At 62.3% G+C, this 16,553-nt stretch carries 17 protein-coding genes; 8 read left to right on the top strand and 9 right to left on the bottom strand.

Going from position 1 to position 16,553, the window contains the following annotated elements; genetic code table 11:
- Window positions 1-55: 55 nt before the first annotated feature.
- Window positions 56-829: a helix-turn-helix transcriptional regulator gene (locus tag D7I37_RS26545; protein ID WP_061795765.1), complete on the bottom strand. Its 774-nt coding sequence runs from the start codon at window positions 827-829 to the stop codon at window positions 56-58.
- Between the two features lie 117 nt (window positions 830-946).
- On the opposite strand from D7I37_RS26545, the gene D7I37_RS26550 reads away from it, so the two are divergent.
- Complete coding sequence (locus D7I37_RS26550) at window positions 947-1,861, top strand: DMT family transporter (RefSeq protein ID WP_061795967.1); 915 nt, start codon at window positions 947-949, stop codon at window positions 1,859-1,861.
- On the opposite strand, the gene D7I37_RS26555 is transcribed toward D7I37_RS26550, so the two are convergent.
- The 3 genes from D7I37_RS26555 to D7I37_RS26565 all read right to left on the bottom strand — a co-directional run bounded on the left by D7I37_RS26555 (window position 1,858) and on the right by D7I37_RS26565 (window position 4,432).
- On the bottom strand, window positions 1,858-3,276 hold the full coding sequence (locus D7I37_RS26555) for a sensor histidine kinase (protein ID WP_095098561.1): 1,419 nt from the start codon (window positions 3,274-3,276) through the stop codon (window positions 1,858-1,860). The genes D7I37_RS26550 and D7I37_RS26555 overlap by 4 nt on opposite strands.
- Window positions 3,263-3,937 (bottom strand): transcriptional regulator TctD, encoded by a 675-nt coding sequence (gene tctD / locus D7I37_RS26560; RefSeq protein ID WP_061795763.1) that lies wholly within the window; start codon window positions 3,935-3,937, stop codon window positions 3,263-3,265. Before tctD ends, D7I37_RS26555 begins: the two co-directional genes overlap by 14 nt.
- Before the next feature lie 165 nt (window positions 3,938-4,102).
- Window positions 4,103-4,432 (bottom strand): hypothetical protein, encoded by a 330-nt coding sequence (locus D7I37_RS26565; RefSeq protein ID WP_061795762.1) that lies wholly within the window; start codon window positions 4,430-4,432, stop codon window positions 4,103-4,105.
- A gap of 270 nt (window positions 4,433-4,702) precedes the next feature.
- Between D7I37_RS26565 and D7I37_RS26570 the strand changes: the two genes are divergently transcribed.
- The 5 genes from D7I37_RS26570 to D7I37_RS26585 all read left to right on the top strand — a co-directional run bounded on the left by D7I37_RS26570 (window position 4,703) and on the right by D7I37_RS26585 (window position 8,927).
- Complete coding sequence (locus D7I37_RS26570; RefSeq protein ID WP_129544716.1) at window positions 4,703-5,683, top strand: tripartite tricarboxylate transporter substrate binding protein; 981 nt, start codon at window positions 4,703-4,705, stop codon at window positions 5,681-5,683.
- Window positions 5,684-5,697: 14 nt separating this feature from the next.
- Window positions 5,698-6,129, top strand: coding sequence for a tripartite tricarboxylate transporter TctB family protein (locus D7I37_RS26575; RefSeq protein WP_129544717.1), 432 nt, complete (start codon window positions 5,698-5,700; stop codon window positions 6,127-6,129).
- An 11-nt stretch (window positions 6,130-6,140) separates the two neighbouring features.
- Window positions 6,141-7,658 carry a tripartite tricarboxylate transporter permease gene (locus D7I37_RS26580; RefSeq protein WP_061795966.1) on the top strand — a complete coding sequence of 506 codons (1,518 nt, stop codon included), beginning with the start codon at window positions 6,141-6,143 and terminating at the stop codon, window positions 7,656-7,658.
- A 104-nt stretch (window positions 7,659-7,762) separates the two neighbouring features.
- Window positions 7,763-7,885, top strand: a complete 123-nt coding sequence (locus tag D7I37_RS27615) for a hypothetical protein (RefSeq protein ID WP_255211545.1) — start codon at window positions 7,763-7,765, stop codon at window positions 7,883-7,885.
- A gap of 244 nt (window positions 7,886-8,129) precedes the next feature.
- Window positions 8,130-8,927, top strand: coding sequence for a hypothetical protein (locus tag D7I37_RS26585; protein ID WP_129544718.1), 798 nt, complete (start codon window positions 8,130-8,132; stop codon window positions 8,925-8,927).
- A 104-nt stretch (window positions 8,928-9,031) separates the two neighbouring features.
- Here the strand turns inward: D7I37_RS26585 and D7I37_RS26590 are convergent, their stop codons facing one another.
- Window positions 9,032-10,027 carry a DMT family transporter gene (locus D7I37_RS26590; protein WP_061795759.1) on the bottom strand — a complete coding sequence of 332 codons (996 nt, stop codon included), beginning with the start codon at window positions 10,025-10,027 and terminating at the stop codon, window positions 9,032-9,034.
- 170 nt (window positions 10,028-10,197) lie between these two features.
- Between D7I37_RS26590 and D7I37_RS26595 the strand changes: the two genes are divergently transcribed.
- Window positions 10,198-11,664 carry a PLP-dependent aminotransferase family protein gene (locus D7I37_RS26595; RefSeq protein WP_095098565.1) on the top strand — a complete coding sequence of 489 codons (1,467 nt, stop codon included), beginning with the start codon at window positions 10,198-10,200 and terminating at the stop codon, window positions 11,662-11,664.
- Here the strand turns inward: D7I37_RS26595 and D7I37_RS26600 are convergent.
- Genes D7I37_RS26600 through D7I37_RS26615 form a run of 4 tightly spaced genes read right to left on the bottom strand, consistent with a single transcriptional unit; the run spans window position 11,661 to window position 15,315 of the window.
- On the bottom strand, window positions 11,661-12,161 hold the full coding sequence (locus tag D7I37_RS26600; RefSeq protein ID WP_061795757.1) for a protein disulfide oxidoreductase: 501 nt from the start codon (window positions 12,159-12,161) through the stop codon (window positions 11,661-11,663). The genes D7I37_RS26595 and D7I37_RS26600 overlap by 4 nt on opposite strands.
- The gene (locus D7I37_RS26605) at window positions 12,154-12,870 is read right to left on the bottom strand and encodes a DsbA family protein (RefSeq protein WP_061795756.1); all 717 of its coding nucleotides are present in this window, start codon (window positions 12,868-12,870) and stop codon (window positions 12,154-12,156) included. Before D7I37_RS26605 ends, D7I37_RS26600 begins: the two co-directional genes overlap by 8 nt.
- The gene (locus tag D7I37_RS26610) at window positions 12,867-14,903 is read right to left on the bottom strand and encodes a protein-disulfide reductase DsbD (protein ID WP_129544719.1); all 2,037 of its coding nucleotides are present in this window, start codon (window positions 14,901-14,903) and stop codon (window positions 12,867-12,869) included. The genes D7I37_RS26605 and D7I37_RS26610 overlap by 4 nt, the downstream gene beginning before the upstream one ends.
- 49 nt (window positions 14,904-14,952) lie before the next feature.
- A complete protein-coding gene (locus tag D7I37_RS26615) occupies window positions 14,953-15,315 on the bottom strand; it encodes a copper resistance protein (RefSeq protein ID WP_129544720.1) in 363 nt (120 codons plus the stop codon).
- A 208-nt stretch (window positions 15,316-15,523) separates the two neighbouring features.
- On the opposite strand from D7I37_RS26615, the gene flk reads away from it, so the two are divergent.
- Complete coding sequence (gene flk / locus D7I37_RS26620; RefSeq protein WP_095098574.1) at window positions 15,524-16,552, top strand: flagella biosynthesis regulator Flk; 1,029 nt, start codon at window positions 15,524-15,526, stop codon at window positions 16,550-16,552.
- Window position 16,553: the final 1 nt, after the last annotated feature.

Here is a 16,553-nt window from a genome sequence, read left to right on the forward strand (position 1 = left end):
AGGCGCCAGCGGCGGCAAATATGCGGGGGTATCTGCGAAATAGTGTGCCACCGAATCACGCCCGGCGGAAGCGTTCCGGGGTGCTGCCGGCGATCTGCTGGAACATGACGATAAACGCCGAAGCGGAGCTGTAACCCACCTCCAGCGCCACCTCCTGCACGGTTTTCCCCTGCTCCAGCAGCGAGACGGCGTGCAGAAAGCGCAGCCGCTGGCGCCATTCGCTGAACGACATGCCCAACTCCTGCCGACAACGGCGCGACAGCGTGCGCTCGGTGGTGTATACCCGGCCGGCCCAAACGGCGAGCGGCGTGTTGTCCGACGGACAATGCTCCAGCGCCTCCAGCACCGGCGCCAGGAACTTGTCGTCGGACGACGGCAGGTAGGTTTGCTGAATCGGCGACTGATGCAACTGATCGATCAGCGCGCGGCACAGGCGCAGATCCTGTTTGCTTTGCGGGATATATTGTTTGCGCGCATAGAAATCTTCGGCGATGGCGCGAAAAATCGGCGTTACGCTCACCAGGCAGGGGTCGGCCGGCATGCCCGCGCACAGCGACGGCGCGATGTCCACCATACGGCACTGCGCCAGCCGCTGGTTGTAGCAGGAGTGTTCGATGTCCGCCGGCGCCCACAGCACGAACTCCGGCGGCGCCAGAAAACGCTGGCCGCCGATGCGCAACACCATCACCCCGGCCTTCACCCACATCAGCTGGCCCCAGCGGTGGCTGTGCGGCTGGAACTCGGTGCGGGCATTGAACTCTTCGCAGCGGAACTGCACCGGGCGCGGCGCCGGGATCAGCGCCTCGGGGAAGTGTCGGATTTCTGCCATGGTTTCGCCCCGTGATTTGTCTTGTTTAGGGTAAATGTTGTCTGGATATCACTATATATAATAAATCGGACAGGCGTAGACTAGCCAGCGTGTTATACGTTATTGAGAATGATTATCATGAATATGCTGTTTCCGTTGTTGGCGGTGCTGATCTGGTCGGTCAACGCCGTCGTCAGTAAGCTTTCCGCCACCGCCATCGATCCGGCGGCCATCTCGTTCTATCGCTGGCTGCTGGCCCTTATCGCCCTGACGCCGTTCGTGCTGCCCGGCGTTTGCCGCAACTGGCCGATGGTGCGCGCCAACTGGTGGAAGCTGATGGTGCTCGGCCTGCTGGGCATGGTGCTGTACCAGAGCCTGGCCTACTATGCGGCGCACAGCGTCAGCGCGCTGTTTATGGGCATCATCGTGTCGCTGATCCCGCTGCTGACCATTCTGATCAGCATCGTGCTGCTGCGCATCGCGCCGACCGTCGGCGTGGCCATTGGCAGCGTGCTGTCGTTCTGCGGATTGATCTGGCTGGTGAGCGCCGGGCAGCCCGGCCTGTTGCTGCAGCACGGCATCGGCAAGGGGGAGCTGATGATGTTGGCCGCCACCGCCTCTTACGCGCTGTACGGCGTGCTGACCAAGCGCTGGGCCATCGCCCTGCCGAACTGGCAGTCGTTGTACGTGCAGATCTTGTTTGGCGTGGTGCTGTTGCTGCCTAATTTCCTGATGGCGCCAGAGGTCGGGCTGAATGCGCAGAATATCCCGCTGGTGCTGTTCGCCGGCATTCCGGCCTCGATCGTCGCGCCGTTCCTGTGGATCCTGGGCGTGATGCGACTGGGCGCCAACACCGCCTCGATCTTTATGAACCTGGCGCCGGTATTCACCGCCGCCATCGCCGTACTGTTCCTGCACGAGCAGCTGCACGGTTACCACCTGATCGGCGGCGGCGTCACCCTGCTCGGCGTGATCCTGTCGCAGCGCCTGCGCACCCCGCTGGCGCGCAAGGCAAAAACCCCGCCGGCGACCGTGGAGTCGTGCAAGGATTAAGGCAACAGCTTAAAACGCACCCGCACCAGCAGGCCGCCCAACGCGGCCGAACTCAGCAGCTCCGGGCGGGTGCGGTGATAGGCGGTAATGTCTTTTACCAGCGCCAACCCCAGCCCGGCTCCCGGCTGATCGCCCACGTTGTCCAAACGGTGGAACGGCTGCAGCGCCAGCGCCTGATCCTGCGAGGCGATGCCCGGGCCGCTGTCTTCGATTTCCAGCACCCCTTCCCCCTGCGCGGCGTCCCGCGTCAACCGCGCGGTCACCACGCCGTGCGGCGGCGTGTATTTCAGCGCGTTGTCCAACAGGTTGGCGCACAGTTCGCTCAACAGCAACGCCTCTCCGCCCACCCAGCATGCCGCTTCGCCTTCGTAACCCAGATCGATCCGCTTGCTGCGCGCCTGCGGCAGGCGCGAGAAACAGACGTCGCGCAGCACCTGCGCCAGATTGACCGGCTCGAGCTTGCGGTCGGCATCGTGCTCATGGGCCTTGAGGCGTGAGAGATAGAGCAAACGGTCGGTCAGCGCCACGGTATGGTCCAGCGTTGCGCTCATCGCCTGCAGGCTTTCACGCCACTGCTGCGGCCGGTCGCTGGCCAACGCCACCCCCGCCTGAGTTTTCAGCACCGTCAGCGGCGTGCGCAGCTGGTGCGACGCGTCGGCGCTGAACCGCTCCTGACGCGCCACCATCAGCCGCAGCCGTTCGATATAGCGGTTAAACGCCAGCAGCAACGGCTGCATTTCCGACCAGGGCAACACCATCGGCAGCGGCGTCAGTTCGCCCGGATCGCGCCGCAGCATAATGCCGGACAGCTTGCGCAGCGGCTTGAGCAGCCGTTTCAACAGGGCGAACGCCAGGATCAGGGTCAGCACCACGACGGTGCCCTGGCTCAGCAGCGCCGCAATCATCATCTGGCGCGCCAAATAGCGGCGCGATTCCAGGGTTTCCGCCACCAGAATGGTCGCCATGCCGCTGACGCCGGACTCGTTGACCGGCTGATAGAGCGCCGCCACGCGGATCGGCCGGCCCAGATATTCCGCATCGTAAAAATGCACCAGCGCCGGATAGAGGCTGGAGCGCGGAATGTTAGGCGGCAACGGCGGCAGATCGTCATAGCCCGAAATGCTTTGGCCCTGCGGCGAGATCACTTCGTAATAAAGCTGGTCGTTCATATTGCGCTCGAAGCTGTCGAGCACCACATAGGGCACATCCACCGCCAGCCGGCCGTCGCGCACCACCAGCCGTTCCGCCACGGTGCGCGCCGAGGCCAGCAGCGTGCGGTCGTAGGCCAGGGTGGCGGCGCTCATCGCGCTGAAATAGTGGGTGTAAATCGAAATGCCGCCCAGCGCCAGCAACGGCAGGCCGAAGAACAGCAGCAATTGATAAAACAGCGAACGCGGCGCGTTAAACCACCGCATCGCACAGCTCCAGGCTGTAGCCCAGGCCGCGCAGCGTGACGATCGCCACGTCGCTGCCCTGCAGCTTCTTGCGCAGCCGGTGCACATAGAGCTCGATGCTTTCGGGATTGGCCTCATCGGACAGGGTAAACACCTGCTCAAACAGCTGCTGTTTGGCCACCGGCCGGCCGCGTCGGTGCATCAGCGCCGTCAGCACCGACAGCTCTCGCGGCGTCAGCGCCAGCGGTTTGCCGTCCAGCAAAAAATAGCCTTCGTCATGATAGGTCAGCGCGCCGTACTGCAGCGCCAGCTGCGTAACGCCGACGCTGCGGCGCAGCAAGGCGCGGATGCGCGCCTCCAGCTCATCCAGTTCGAAGGGCTTGGTCAGGTAATCGTCGGCCCCCAGGTTCAGCCCCTTCACCCGATCGGCCACGTCGGTGCGCGCCGTCAGCAACAGCACCGGCAGATCCTGCCCGCGCTTGCGCAGCCGCGCCAGCAGCTCCAGACCGTTCAAGCGCGGCAACGCCACATCCAGCACCACCAGGCCATAGCGCTCATTCAGCAATAAATGGTCGGCCGCCAGGCCGTCCGGCGCGACGTCCACCGCAAAGCCGGCGCCGGTCAGCGCCTTCTGCAGCCAGTGGGATAACTCGGGGTGATCCTCTACCAATAACAGACGCATTTTCCCATTCCATTGATTTATCTGCACAACCCAGCGCCGACATGGCGCTTGTTAACAGCTCTATAACAGAAGGATGGCATGGAAGGGACAGGGAGAGAAGAGCGGCGCGGTGCCAGTTTTGGGAGCTGGCACACAATTATGCGGTGCGATGGCGCGGCCTCCGTTTTAGCTCATCGAGATCGTGCAGTCGGCCAGCGCAATATCAAACACCGGTCGCAATTTTTCCGGACTAAAAGGACGGGAAACCAGCACCGAACGGTTATTGGCGGCGAAAACCAAATCCACGCCCGTGACACAGGCGGTCATCAGGCAAACATATTTCTCACCGCTTTCGCTAATGAAATGCAGCTCAAACATGCCAATCTCCGCACGCAGGCGTTTCAGACGACAACGGCCCGCTTCGCCGACCATCTCGGCATAAACCTCAGGCAACATTTTAATGGCGCGCACCTTGGCGCTATCCTTACCGCTGAACAACTTCCCTAATAAAAACATAACACTACATCCCTATTGATTTTTATTTTCCCTATTTTACCGCAGAAAAAACGCGGCAATCCTGATATTACACAAGTTTTAAGCCAAGTTTACGCGTGGTTATTGCCAAGCATTGTATGTTAACGCGCCGGTTTCCCCCCCTACAGGAGACGCATATCACATCCTGCAAACTTTCCCGACGGCTGAAAGGTAAATGAAAGGTTATTGATTTAACAATCCAGCAACCGCACCCGGCGGGATCGATAACCAGACAATACCGAGGGGAAGACAATGAAAAAAATAATTACCCGTACTCTGACCGCAACCGCCCTGCTGCTGGCGGCCGGTCAGGCCTTTGCCCTGGACGCGCCCAAACGCACCGAATGCATCGCCCCCGCCAAGCCCGGCGGCGGTTTCGATCTTACCTGCAAGCTGATCCAGGTCTCGCTGCAGGAAACCCAGGCTATCGACAAACCGATGCGCGTCACCTATATGCCCGGCGGCGTCGGCGCGGTGGCCTATAACGCCATCGTCGCGCAGCGGCCGGCGGAGTTCGGTACCGTGGTGGCCTTTTCCGGCGGCTCGCTGCTCAACCTTTCACAGGGCAAGTTCGGCCGCTACAGCGTGGATGACGTCAAATGGCTGGCGGCCGTCGGCACCGACTACGGCATGATCGCGGTACGCGCCGACTCGCCGTACAAGACGCTGAAAGACCTGATGGAAGCCTTTAAAAAGGATCCCAACAGCGTGGTGTTCGGCGCCGGCGCCTCTATCGGCAGCCAGGACTGGATGAAAACCGCCCTGCTGGCGCGCGAAGTCGGCGTGGATCCGCACAAGATGCGCTACGTCGCGTTCGAAGGCGGCGGCGAGCCGGTCACCGCGCTGCTGGGCAATCACATTCAGGCGGTCTCGGGCGATCTGAGCGAAATGGTGCCTTATCTGCAGGGCGACAAGATCCGCGTGCTGGCGGTGTATTCCGAGCAGCGTTTGCCGGGCCAGCTGGCCGATGTCCCTACCGCCAAAGAACAGGGCTACAACCTGGTGTGGCCGATCATTCGCGGCTTCTACGTCGGCCCGAAGGTCAGCGATCAGGAATACCAGTGGTGGCTCGATACCTTCCAGAAAATGATGGCCACCGAAGAATTCAAGAAACAGCGCAATCTGCGCGGCCTGTTTGAATTCAACATGACCGGCAAAGAGCTGGACGCCTACGTGAAAAACCAGGTCACCCAATACCGTGAACAGGCGAAAATCTTCGGCCTGGCCAAGTAATCCCGGGGGATAACATGAGCGATCGTATTTTTGCCGGCTTCTGGCTGCTGCTGTGCATCGGCGGGCTGTTTATCGGCTGGGGCATTCAGAGCGAGTACAGCTACGAACCCCTGGGGCCACGCCCTTTCCCGCTGGCGATCCTGAGCCTGATGGCGCTGTGCGCGGCGCTGCTGCTGCTGAACAGGCCGCAGGCGGTGGAGTGGCCGCACAACAAGGTGATGCGGCGGCTGCTGACGCTGGTGATCGCGCTGGTGCTGTACGCCTGGGGTTTTGAATGGCTGGGCTTCCCGCTGGCGACCGCGCTGCTGACCTTCAGCATCGGCCTGTTGTTCCAGGCCAGCCTGCCGGCGGCGGCGATATCCGGCGTCATCATGGGCGTAGCGCTGTATTACGCCTTCGACCAATTACTTGATGTCACACTGCCACTCGGCGTTTGGCTGAGCTAACGGGGGCGATGATGGAAACCTGGATGTATTTGACCCAAGGGTTCGAGGTGGCGCTGGTGCCGCAGAACCTGATTATCGCCCTGATCGGCTGCTTCGTCGGCACCATCGTCGGCCTGCTGCCGGGCCTGGGGCCGATCAACGGCGTGGCGATCCTGCTGCCGCTGGCGTTCGCCCTCAAGCTGCCGGCCGAGTCGGCGCTGATCCTGCTGGCGACGGTGTATATCGGCTGTGAATACGGCGGCCGCATTTCCTCGATTCTGCTCAATGTGCCAGGCGACGCGGCGGCGATCATGACCGCGCTGGACGGTTACCCGATGGCGCAGCAAGGGCGCGCCGGCGTGGCGCTGTCCATTTCGGCGGTCAGCTCCTTTATCGGTTCGATGATCGCCATCGGCGGCATCATCCTGTTCGCCCCGCTGCTGGCCCGCTGGTCGCTGGCCTTCGGCCCGGCGGAATATTTCGCCCTGATGGTATTCGCCATCGCCTGTCTCGGCAGCATGATGAGCCAGAATCCGCTGAAGTCGCTGCTGGCGGCCTTGATCGGCCTGGGGCTGGCGACGGTCGGGGTGGACGCCAATACCGGCGTGTATCGCTTCACCTTCGACAGCGTGCATCTGTCCGACGGCGTGCAGTTTATCGTGGTGGTGATCGGGCTGTTCTCGGTCAGCGAGATCCTGCTGATGCTGGAAAGCACCAGCGCCGGGCAAAAGTTGGTGCGCAAGACCGGCCGCCTGCTGTTCAACCGCAAAGAGGCCGCCGAGTGCGTGGGCCCGACCCTGCGTTCTTCGGTGATTGGCTTCTTCGTCGGCATCCTGCCGGGCGCCGGCGCCACCATCGCCAGCGCGCTGACCTACATGACCGAGAAGAAAATCAGCGGCAACAGCGAAACCTTCGGCAAGGGCGACATTCGCGGCGTGGCGGCGCCGGAAGCGGCCAACAACGCCTCGGCCTGCGGCTCATTCATTCCGATGCTGACGCTGGGCGTGCCGGGTTCGGGCACCACCGCGGTGATGATGGGCGCGCTGACGCTGTACAACATCACCCCCGGCCCGGCGATGTTCACCGAACAGCCGGACATCGTCTGGGGCCTGATCGCCGCGCTGCTGATCGCCAACGTTATCCTGCTGATCATGAACCTGCCGCTGGTCGGCCTGTTCACCCGCATGCTGACCATTCCGCTGTGGTTCCTGGTGCCGGCGATCGCCGCGGTATCGGCGGTGGGCGTGTACGCGGTGCACAGCACCACCTTCGACCTGCTGTTGATGGTGGGATTAGGGGTCTTCGGCTATATCCTGCGGAAAATGCACTTCCCGATGTCGCCGCTGATCCTCGGCTTCGTGCTGGGCGAGATGCTGGAGCAGAACCTGCGCCGCGCGCTGTCGATCAGCAACGGCGAGTTCGGCATCCTGTGGAGCAGCGGCATCGCGCAAACGCTGCTGGTGCTGGCGGTGGCGGTGCTGGCGCTGCCGCCGCTGCTGCGCATCCTGCGTAAGCGCCGCCGCATGACGGAAACGGCCAAGGCCGAATAAGCTAAATGGCGGGGTATCCCCCCGATGCCGATCGTTTCAGCCTGCTTGAAAGATCCGGCCAATGAGCCCAAATCCGGCGTCAGCCCCTGACGCCGGATTTTTTTATGTCAGAACAGGCTAGGGATTTCGTCGTTCGCGGTGGCGGCATTACAGATGCCCGCCATCATCGCGATATCGTTTTTCAGCCTGATGAAGGCTATCAACGTTTCCCGCAACCTGAAATATGAATCGTGGCTCATTCATAACCTCATAATATATTAAAAATGCGGGTCAGACTTTTCTGGCAATTAAGGCGCTCGCCGGTCATTGCTGGTCAACCAGTTAAATGCTAGTGTGATGAAATCCGCCAAATATTGAAGCCTGAGCGGTGGAACCGACAAGTTTCACGCGGACAAAAGGTGCGCCGGAAGCTTGTGACATATTACAGGCGGGTTATCAACAGGGAATATTAAAATTAAATCAGGGATTATAATGTATAGAAAATTTATGTTTTACTGTCTTTTTTTATTATCTCCGCCAGCCATGGCAGGTGCCTATATGCTTCCTGTCTCTTTTGTTGGCCTGAGAGTTGTCCAATCTTTGGTTGCATGGGATGAGAGTCCTTCCGACCTCAATCCTTGCTATGGGTGGAGGTCTTGCTTTATTGGCCCGGATGTAAAATATAGCACCAGGTTCCCTGGGCTGTATGGTTCATGCATAGAGTCTAAAAACTGCCTTCGAATTGAAAATTTTCGAACGGCAAAAGAAGTCGAGATCGCCTGGAAGCAATCCTTTGGCATTCCATGGACCTCACAGCCTTACACCGTGAATCCCGGTCAGGCCAGCTGCGTTGGGCTTTTTTATATACAGACACCATCACTGGCTGGAGGTGCGGCTTTATGGCCTCATTCTGTTTGCGGTAAATTACCGCCACAAAACCAATCTTGCGAGGTGAATCTACCAAGAGTGATAGATTTCGGCACGCTTTCGCAAAATGAAATTTCCGGGGTTGAGAGAACCATTAATGGAACCGTCGGGTGCACCCAATCAGGAACGGTGAAAATATATTCACAGTCTACCTTCGGTGAAGGTAAGGTTTATTTTAATAACAGTAAAAACTTTTATTCGACGCTATTTTTGGATGGGAATTCCGCATGGGCAGGCGTGGATTATCATCTGACGGGCGGAACGCAAAGAAATATCAATCTAAAAGCAATATTGACCGCAAATGAAGACGTCCGCCCAGGCCCCTTCTCTGGTCAGGCTATTGTTTACATTGCGTATCTGTAGCTGCGCCCTGGGCCAGCGCATTTAACCGTTTGTCGTTACGCTGCAGTGAGCCGGATGGCGGTATAGTCGCAAACGCCGCCTGACGGCGGAAACGGCATAACCCATCATGCCTCGGCCGTCTTGTGCCTGAGCATCAGCACGCCGCCCATCACCAGCGCGCTGCCGAGCAGCTGCAGCGGGTTCATGCTCTCCCCCAGCAGGCAGTAGGCGATCGCCGCGGTGAACACCAGCTCCAGCGACAGGATCAGGTTGGCCACCGCCAGCGGCAGGGTTTTCAGGCTGATGTTGTACAGGCCGAACCCCAGCAGCGTCGGCCCGGCCGCCAGCGTCAGCAGCAGCAGCCAGCCGCTCCACTGAACGCCCTGCGCACCATGCGACAGGAACCACAGATCGCCCGCCATGCCGTGAAACGCCGCCAGCGGAAATGCCGTCAGCGCCGCATTGAACAGCAGCTGATACAGCGCCGAGAAACCGAATACGTACAGGATGGTGTTCCATACCGGGTAACCGCGCTCGCTGGCCACTCGCCCGCCCAGGGTATACAGGGTGTAACCGATGCCGGACAGCATGCCCACCAGCAGCCCCAACAGATCAAAACGGCCGTTGCCCATGCTGTCGCCGTTGCTGACCAGCAAGCAGCCGCCCAGGCTGATTGCGATCACCAGCAGCTGGCGCAGCGACAGGCGCTCGCTGTACATCACCCAGCCGAGAAACACCGTAAAGCCCACCGAGCAATAGGTCAGGATGGTCGCCACCGACGCGCCGTTCAGCGCCACCGACAGCGTCCACAGGCTGTTGAACAGCGCCAGCAGCAGGCCGTAAATCGCATAGAACGCCAGCTGTTCGCGGCGCAGACGCGCCCACTGCGGCTTCACCAGCAGCAGCAACGGCAGCAAGACCAGCGCCACCAACGCCGCCCGCCAGAACGCCAGCACGAAGGTCGGCAGATGATAATATTCGGTCAGCGCGCGGATGATGATGGCGGTAAAGGCCAGCAACATGGCGCTGATGATGGCGATCGCATAGCCCTGGCCGCTGCCCTGGAAAATACGCGCGCCGGGCAACGCCGGCCGGGCGGAAACACCTGACGGTAATGACATGACATCCTCAAGAAAACTGCGGAAAAACGCTCAGGCGCAGATTTTAACGCGGCGTTATTTTCCCGCCATAGCCACTTTCCCCCGTTGTTATGCAGGCCACTTTTCTTGTCTTGAAGCGCGCCAGGCTTGGGGTATAGTAAAAAGCATCGCTATGACCGAGCCAATTTCGCATGCATATTCCGTTAGACCGCCAGCAGGACGTTCCGCTGTATCTGCAAATTGAAGAGGCGCTGCGCCGCGCCATTCTCACCGGCGTTTTCGTCGACGGCGACAAACTGCCTTCGACCCGCACGCTGGCGAGCGAACTGGCGGTCAGCCGGCTGACGGTGGATAACGCCTACGCAGAGCTGGCGGCCAAGGGCTTTTTGCGCCAACGGCGCGGCAGCGGCGCCTACGTTACGCATCCACTGACGCAGGCGCGCCCCGCCCGCCCGGCCTCCGATGCGCCTTTCCCGCCCGAGAGCTTCACCACCCTCACCTCGCGGCTGGACGGCTATGCCGATGCGCCGCTGCCGGACCATATCGTCAACTTCGCCGCCGGCGTCGGCAGCCCCAAGGTTTTCCCGCTGGAAGAATTCCGCAGGATCCTGCTGTCGGTGCTCAGCCGCCACGCGGAAGAAGCGTTCAGCTACGGCGAATACTGCGGCTACTACCCGCTGCGCGATACGCTGGGCCGGATCCTCAGCGCACAGGGCATCCCGACCCAGGCCGAACAGCTGTTGATCACCAACGGCTCGCAGCACGCCATCAGCCTGGTCGTGCAGAGCCTGCTGGCGCCGGGCGACACGGTGATCGTCGAGGAACCGACCTACGCCGAAGCGTTGGGATTATTGCGCCTGCACCGCATCAATATCGTCACCATTCCCAGCGATCGGCACGGCATGCAGGTGGATCTGCTGCCCGCCCTGCTGGAACGGCACCGGCCCAAGCTGATTTACACCATCCCCAATTTCCACAACCCGACCGGCCGCTGCCTGAGCGAAGCCCGACGCCGACGCCTGCTGGCCATCGCCCAACGCGCCGGGGTGGTGATCCTCGAGGACGACTTCGTCGGCGATCTGCGTTACCAGGGCAAACACCTGCCGGCGCTGCGATCGCTGGCGCAGCCGGGCGCGGTGATCTACGTCGGCACCTTCTCCAAAATGCTGCTGCCGAGCATGCGTATCGGCTATCTGGTGGCGGATGCCGAGCACTATCAAGGTTTCGCCCGGCTGAAGCACGTCGACAGTTTCACCAGCTCCAGCCTGATCCAGCGGGCGCTGGACGCCTTCGTCACCGTCGGCCGCTATGACAAACAGCTGCGCCGCGCCGGGAGAGTGTACCGTCAGCATCTGGCGGTGATGGTCAAGGCGCTGCACGACCACCTGCCGTCGGGGTGCAGCTTCGAAACGCCGCAGGGCGGGCTGTTCGTTTGGCTAAGCTTGCCGCCCACGGTGACCACCGCGGCGCTGATGCCGGTCGCCTGGCGCCACGGGGTGACCTTCGCGCGCGGCGAATGCTTTTATGCGCAGGAACAGCACGGCGCGCACGGCCTGCGGCTGAATTTTGCCGCCAACACGCCGCCGCTGATCGAGGAAGGCATCGCCCGGCTGTGCCGGGCGATAAAAGAGGTGATAACGCAAGACGCGGCGGGCTAAACGGCCGCCCACCACAGCCGCAGCTTCATCCCCCAATAGCTGGTCCAGCCGCTGGTGCTCTGCACCACCTTGCCCTGGGAGATCACCACGAAGGTCGGCGTGACGCCGATCTGCCACTGCGCCGACAGCGCGCCGCGCGGATCGTTGACCACCGGCAGCGCCAGCCGTTTGCGCGCCAGCCACTGCGCCACCTGGCCGTCGTCGCCGGATCGCAGCGCCACGGTCAGCACGTTGCCGCCCTCCGCCTGCAGCCGGGCGACGTCCGGGGTGGTGAAGCGGCACACGCCGCACCAGCTGGCCCAAAAGTAGACCAGCAGCGGCCGTTCACGGCTGAGCTGCGCCAGCGAAACCGACTCGCCGGCCAGCGTCGCCAATGGCTGTGCATCAAAGGCCGGCGGCGCCTGCGGCGCGTTGAGCCAATCCATCACCGAAACCACCGCCAACACCATCAGCAGCAGTATCAGCAGTTCGCGCCCCCAGCGCCGCAGCTTAGCCATTTTTTGCCTGCGCCAATTGCTGTTTCACCAGGGTTTCCAGCTCCTCGTAGGACACTGCGCCCGGCAGCATCCGATCGCCGATCAGCGTGGCCGGGGTGCCCTGCACGCCCAGCTGTTCCGCCAGCTGCATGTTGGTGCGCAGCTGGGTCATGCTTTGTTCGCTGGGCGCCACCGCCTTCACGCCGGTGGTCTGCTGCGCGGCGGCGATGCTGGCGTTGTCGTGGAAGCCTTTTTTCGCCATCAGGCGCTGGTGCAGCGGCCAGAACTGGTCCGGATGCTGCTGCCAGGTGGTCAGGGCCACCCGCGCCGAGCTGACCGAGCTTTCCCCTTTGAACGGCAGCAGCTTCACCACCAGCGCCACGTCCGGATACTGCTTGACGATTTTTTCCAGCATCGGATCAAAGCGTTTGCAGTACGGGCAGTTGTAATCGGTGAAGGTCACCAGCGTCAATTTGGCGTTGCTGGCGCCCAGGCGCGGGCTGGCCGGATCCTCATACAGCGTTTTGGCGTTCTGCTTGATCGCCTGGCTGATTTGCTGGCCGGCGGTTTGCTGCTGCCAGGCGTCGACCGCCTGCGCCAAAATGTCCGGGTTGGACACCAGCGTTTCGCGGATGATCTCTTTAATGCGCTGCTCTTGCTCCGGGGTGAAAGGCGCGGCGGCCCACACCGGGGTCACGATCAGCATCAGCAATACCAGTAATTTTTTCATTGTTCGGTTCCTTTGGCTTCGGAAAGCGTTTGCAACACGGCTGCGCGGGTCAACAGCGGGGACAGCACCTCGCCATCGGGGCGGCCGGGGCCATAGATTTGGTTGAAAGGCACGGCGACGCTGCCGCGCCGCTGCAGGAAAGCGCTGATGTCGGCCGACGGCCGGCTCCAGTCGCCGCGCAGGGCCACCACGTCGTCGGCGCTCAGCGCCCGCTGCACGTCATCGCGCAGCAGCACGTTAAACTTGTTGGCTTTACAGGTGACGCACCAGTCGGCGGTCACATCGACAAACACCCGTTGATGCCGGGCTAACGCCTGCTCGATGGCCCGCTCGCTCAGCGGTTGCCAATGCACCTTGTCCTGCAACGGCTGCCGCCACTGGCCGGCGGTCAGCGCTCCGGCCAGCAACCCTATTCCCGCCACGACCAGCAGCCCCGCCGCCAGCTTGCCGGCCAGGCGCGCGCCATGCCGCCGCCATGCCGCCAACAGCAGGCCGAGCAACGCCAGCCCGCCCAACCACAGCGTCGGCCGCACGCCGATATGATTGGTCATCAGGCTCAACAGCCACAGCGACGAGGCGAGCATCAACAGCCCCATCGCCAGCTTCAGGCCGTTCATCCAGCGGCCGGGGCGCGGCAAACGCAGCGCCAGCGCCGGCCAGGCGGCGATCAGCAACCACGGCAGGCTCATGCCGATGCCCAGCGCGACGAACATGCCCCACAGCACCGGCAACGGCGCCGCCAGCGCAAAGGCCACCGCGGTGCCGAGAAACGGCGCGGAACATGGGGTCGCCAGCAGCGTGGCGAAGGCGCCCTGCCAGAAATGGCCGCTCAGGCCATGGCCGTCATGCGTCGCCAGGCTGGTATTCAACGAAGAAGAGAGCCGCAGATGGAACAGGCCGAACAGGTTGGCGCTGAACAACAGCGTGACCACCACCATAAAACCGATAAACCACGGATTCTGGAACTGAATGCCCCAGCCGAGCGCATGATTGCCGAGCCGCAGCAGCGTCATCAGCAGCGCCAACGCCATAAAGGAGGCCAGGATGCCGAGCGACGAGGCCAGGAACTGCAGCCGCACGCTGCGCCGATCCCGCCGCTCCACCTGCAGGACGGAGCCGAGCTTGATGCCCAACACCGGCAGCACGCACGGCATCAGGTTCAGGATCAGCCCGCCGGCCAGCGCCATCAACACCGCCTGCCACAGCGGGAACGTCCCGGCGCCGGGCGGCGCCAGCGGCTCGCCGATCGGCAGCGTCACCTGCTGCGCCATGCCGCCGTCGCTGAGCACCAGCGTCAGCGTTTTGCCGCGCAGGTCCGGCGCCGCGTCACCCCAGCCGTCGCTGACCGGCACCCGCGCCAGCAGGCGTTCGCCATCGGCTTCAACCCTGGGTTTGCCGAGATCGGCATCGTTCAGCGTATCGAAGAACAACGCGGGCTGCCGCCAGCCGGCGGCGCGTTCGGCGACGATCTGCAGTTCACCGTGCCGGTAGCCGGCCTTGACGCCTTCCGCCAGGCCCGAGGCAATCGGCACCTGCCCCATCGCCTGCGCAAAGTCGTGGTTAAACTGCGGATCGTTCGGCGCGGCGAGATCCAGACTGAACGGATAATCGGTCAGAATGCAGACGTTGCTGCAGGTGGACAGCGTCAGGGTGCCCGCCAGCGAGCCGGACAACCGCCCCGGCAGCACTATCGGCAAGCTGACGCTATCGTGATAACCCTGAGTGGTAATGCCGGCAACCTCGAAGCGCTGCGGCGTCGGCCAATGCCAGACCGCCGCCGGCGGGTTGCCCTGCCAGGCGATGGCCGGCGCGATGCCGCCCTCGCCGGGGGAGCGCCAGTAGGTCTTCCAGCCTTTTTGCAGTTCCACCGCCAGCAGCAGGCGGGTCTCGCCGGGCTGCGAGGTGTCGGCGCGCAGCCGCACCTTGGCGTGGTCGTTGGCCGGTTCCTGCAGCCAGCCGCTGTCCGCCGCCTGCAATGCGGGCAGCCACAGCATAAACAGGCAGGCAAAAGCCGACCTGATGATATTCAACATGTTTGTTCTCCATAAATGATTAATTCACCGCAAAGGACAGGCGATTAACTCATTCACGGAAGACGCATAATCGGAGATGCACCCTGAGGGTGGTGGGCGAGATGACCCTGGGCGGAGGTATGCGCAGGCGCGCGGCCACGGTCGGCGCCAACAGCGCCAGCAGCAGCCCCAAGCCGAACAGGGCGGTTTCAAACATCACCGGCGGCGATGCCAACAGGGATTTGGCGCTCAGTTCACAAGGCGTGGGCTGCGCTGCGGCGTAGTCGCCGCCGACGGGCTGAGCGGCGATGGCCGGCACACCCAGCGTTTGCTGCAGCGCGTGCAGGCTCGCCATGCGCTGGGTCATGCAAGTCAGCACCACCAGGCAAGCCAGGCATAAAAACCATTTTGCAATCCGCTGCCGTTTAACCATGCCATCCTCAAATCCGGGTCTGGGCTTATCTTAGCGGCGCCTGCGCGTTTAGCAACGTTTTGCCTGTAAAGAAATGTCTGCCGGACGGTATTGATGGCGGCGATTTACAGGTATCATATTGGCCAAGCCTGCGCTTTTCGCCGGGTACGATGATTATTCACCCCCAGTCTCACGTCAGCGGGGGATACACAGCGAAGGACTGGTGACAATGCAACCTTTGAGTGGACCGGGCGCTCCGATCGCCAGCGATCGCCCTCCGAACCCGGCTAAAACCACAACCACCGACGATCAACCCCTTTCCCCGGCGCAGCGCACCACGCTGGAAAAGCTGATCGTGAAAATCATGGCGCTCAGCCCGGCCAAATCGGCGGAGATTTGGGCCAGCCTGCGCCACGATCTCGGCGCGGACAACAGCAGCGAGCTGCAGGCGCGCCATTTTCAGCCGGCGGAACAGCTGCTGCGGAATCGCCTGACGGCGGCGCAGCAAAACCATGCCAGCCGCCAACTGCTGCAACAGCTCACCGAGCTGCTGCCTCAGGGCAATAATCGCCAGGCGGTCAGCGACTTCATCCGCCAACGGTTCGGCCATACGGTGCTGAGCCAGCTGAGCCATCCGCAGCTGCAACAGGTGCTCAATCTGCTGCAGACCGGCGGCCTGACCATCCCGCAGCCGCAGCAAACCGCCACCAGCGATCGCCCGCTGCTGCCCGCCGAGCATCAGAGCCTGCAACAGCAGGTCACCAAACTCAGCGCCGCCACCGGGGAATCGCCGGCCAAGATTTGGCAAACGCTGTTTGATCTGGCGGGAGTGAAAACCAACGATCCGCTGCCGGCGCGGCATTTCCAGCTGCTGAACCAGTTTCTGCAGGTCAAGGTGGCGCTCAGCACGCAGACCGCCCCAACCCTGAGCAACCTGCTGGCTTCCCTCAAACAGCCGGCGGACCGCCAGGAACAACAGCAGCTGAGCGACTACTGCCAGGCGCGTTTCAACTGCGGCGCCGGCGTCCCCCTGACGCATCCGCAGATTAACGACGCCATTCATCAGCTGTTTGCCCGCCGCCTGGACAAGGCCGGCCAGGCTCAGCCACTCGCCGGCCCCCACGCCGAGCCGCAGCCGTTGATCAACCCGCTGATCGCCGCCCTGCCCCAGCCGCTGCAACAGGCGCTGAGCAAGCCGGTGTGGGCGGTTATTCTGCTGCTTCTGGTGCTGGCGGTGCTGCTGACGTTGGTATTTTAAG

The organism is Serratia sp. 1D1416 (assembly GCF_003641105.1).
Classification (GTDB): Bacteria; Pseudomonadota; Gammaproteobacteria; order Enterobacterales; family Enterobacteriaceae; genus Serratia; species Serratia ficaria.

Excerpts from the sequence above, each read along its gene's own strand:
- D7I37_RS26545 (WP_061795765.1), bottom strand. The coding sequence starts at position 829 with ATGGCAGAAATCCGACACTTCCCCGAGGCGCTGATCCCGGCGCCGCGC.
- D7I37_RS26550 (WP_061795967.1), top strand. The coding sequence starts at position 947 with ATGAATATGCTGTTTCCGTTGTTGGCGGTGCTGATCTGGTCGGTCAAC.
- D7I37_RS26555 (WP_095098561.1), bottom strand. The coding sequence starts at position 3,276 with ATGCGGTGGTTTAACGCGCCGCGTTCGCTGTTTTATCAATTGCTGCTG.
- tctD (WP_061795763.1), bottom strand. The coding sequence starts at position 3,937 with ATGCGTCTGTTATTGGTAGAGGATCACCCCGAGTTATCCCACTGGCTG.
- D7I37_RS26565 (WP_061795762.1), bottom strand. The coding sequence starts at position 4,432 with ATGTTTTTATTAGGGAAGTTGTTCAGCGGTAAGGATAGCGCCAAGGTG.
- D7I37_RS26570 (WP_129544716.1), top strand. The coding sequence starts at position 4,703 with ATGAAAAAAATAATTACCCGTACTCTGACCGCAACCGCCCTGCTGCTG.
- D7I37_RS26575 (WP_129544717.1), top strand. The coding sequence starts at position 5,698 with ATGAGCGATCGTATTTTTGCCGGCTTCTGGCTGCTGCTGTGCATCGGC.
- D7I37_RS26580 (WP_061795966.1), top strand. The coding sequence starts at position 6,141 with ATGGAAACCTGGATGTATTTGACCCAAGGGTTCGAGGTGGCGCTGGTG.
- D7I37_RS27615 (WP_255211545.1), top strand. The coding sequence starts at position 7,763 with ATGTCAGAACAGGCTAGGGATTTCGTCGTTCGCGGTGGCGGCATTACA.
- D7I37_RS26585 (WP_129544718.1), top strand. The coding sequence starts at position 8,130 with ATGTATAGAAAATTTATGTTTTACTGTCTTTTTTTATTATCTCCGCCA.
- D7I37_RS26590 (WP_061795759.1), bottom strand. The coding sequence starts at position 10,027 with ATGTCATTACCGTCAGGTGTTTCCGCCCGGCCGGCGTTGCCCGGCGCG.
- D7I37_RS26595 (WP_095098565.1), top strand. The coding sequence starts at position 10,198 with ATGCATATTCCGTTAGACCGCCAGCAGGACGTTCCGCTGTATCTGCAA.
- D7I37_RS26600 (WP_061795757.1), bottom strand. The coding sequence starts at position 12,161 with ATGGCTAAGCTGCGGCGCTGGGGGCGCGAACTGCTGATACTGCTGCTG.
- D7I37_RS26605 (WP_061795756.1), bottom strand. The coding sequence starts at position 12,870 with ATGAAAAAATTACTGGTATTGCTGATGCTGATCGTGACCCCGGTGTGG.
- D7I37_RS26610 (WP_129544719.1), bottom strand. The coding sequence starts at position 14,903 with ATGTTGAATATCATCAGGTCGGCTTTTGCCTGCCTGTTTATGCTGTGG.
- D7I37_RS26615 (WP_129544720.1), bottom strand. The coding sequence starts at position 15,315 with ATGGTTAAACGGCAGCGGATTGCAAAATGGTTTTTATGCCTGGCTTGC.
- flk (WP_095098574.1), top strand. The coding sequence starts at position 15,524 with ATGCAACCTTTGAGTGGACCGGGCGCTCCGATCGCCAGCGATCGCCCT.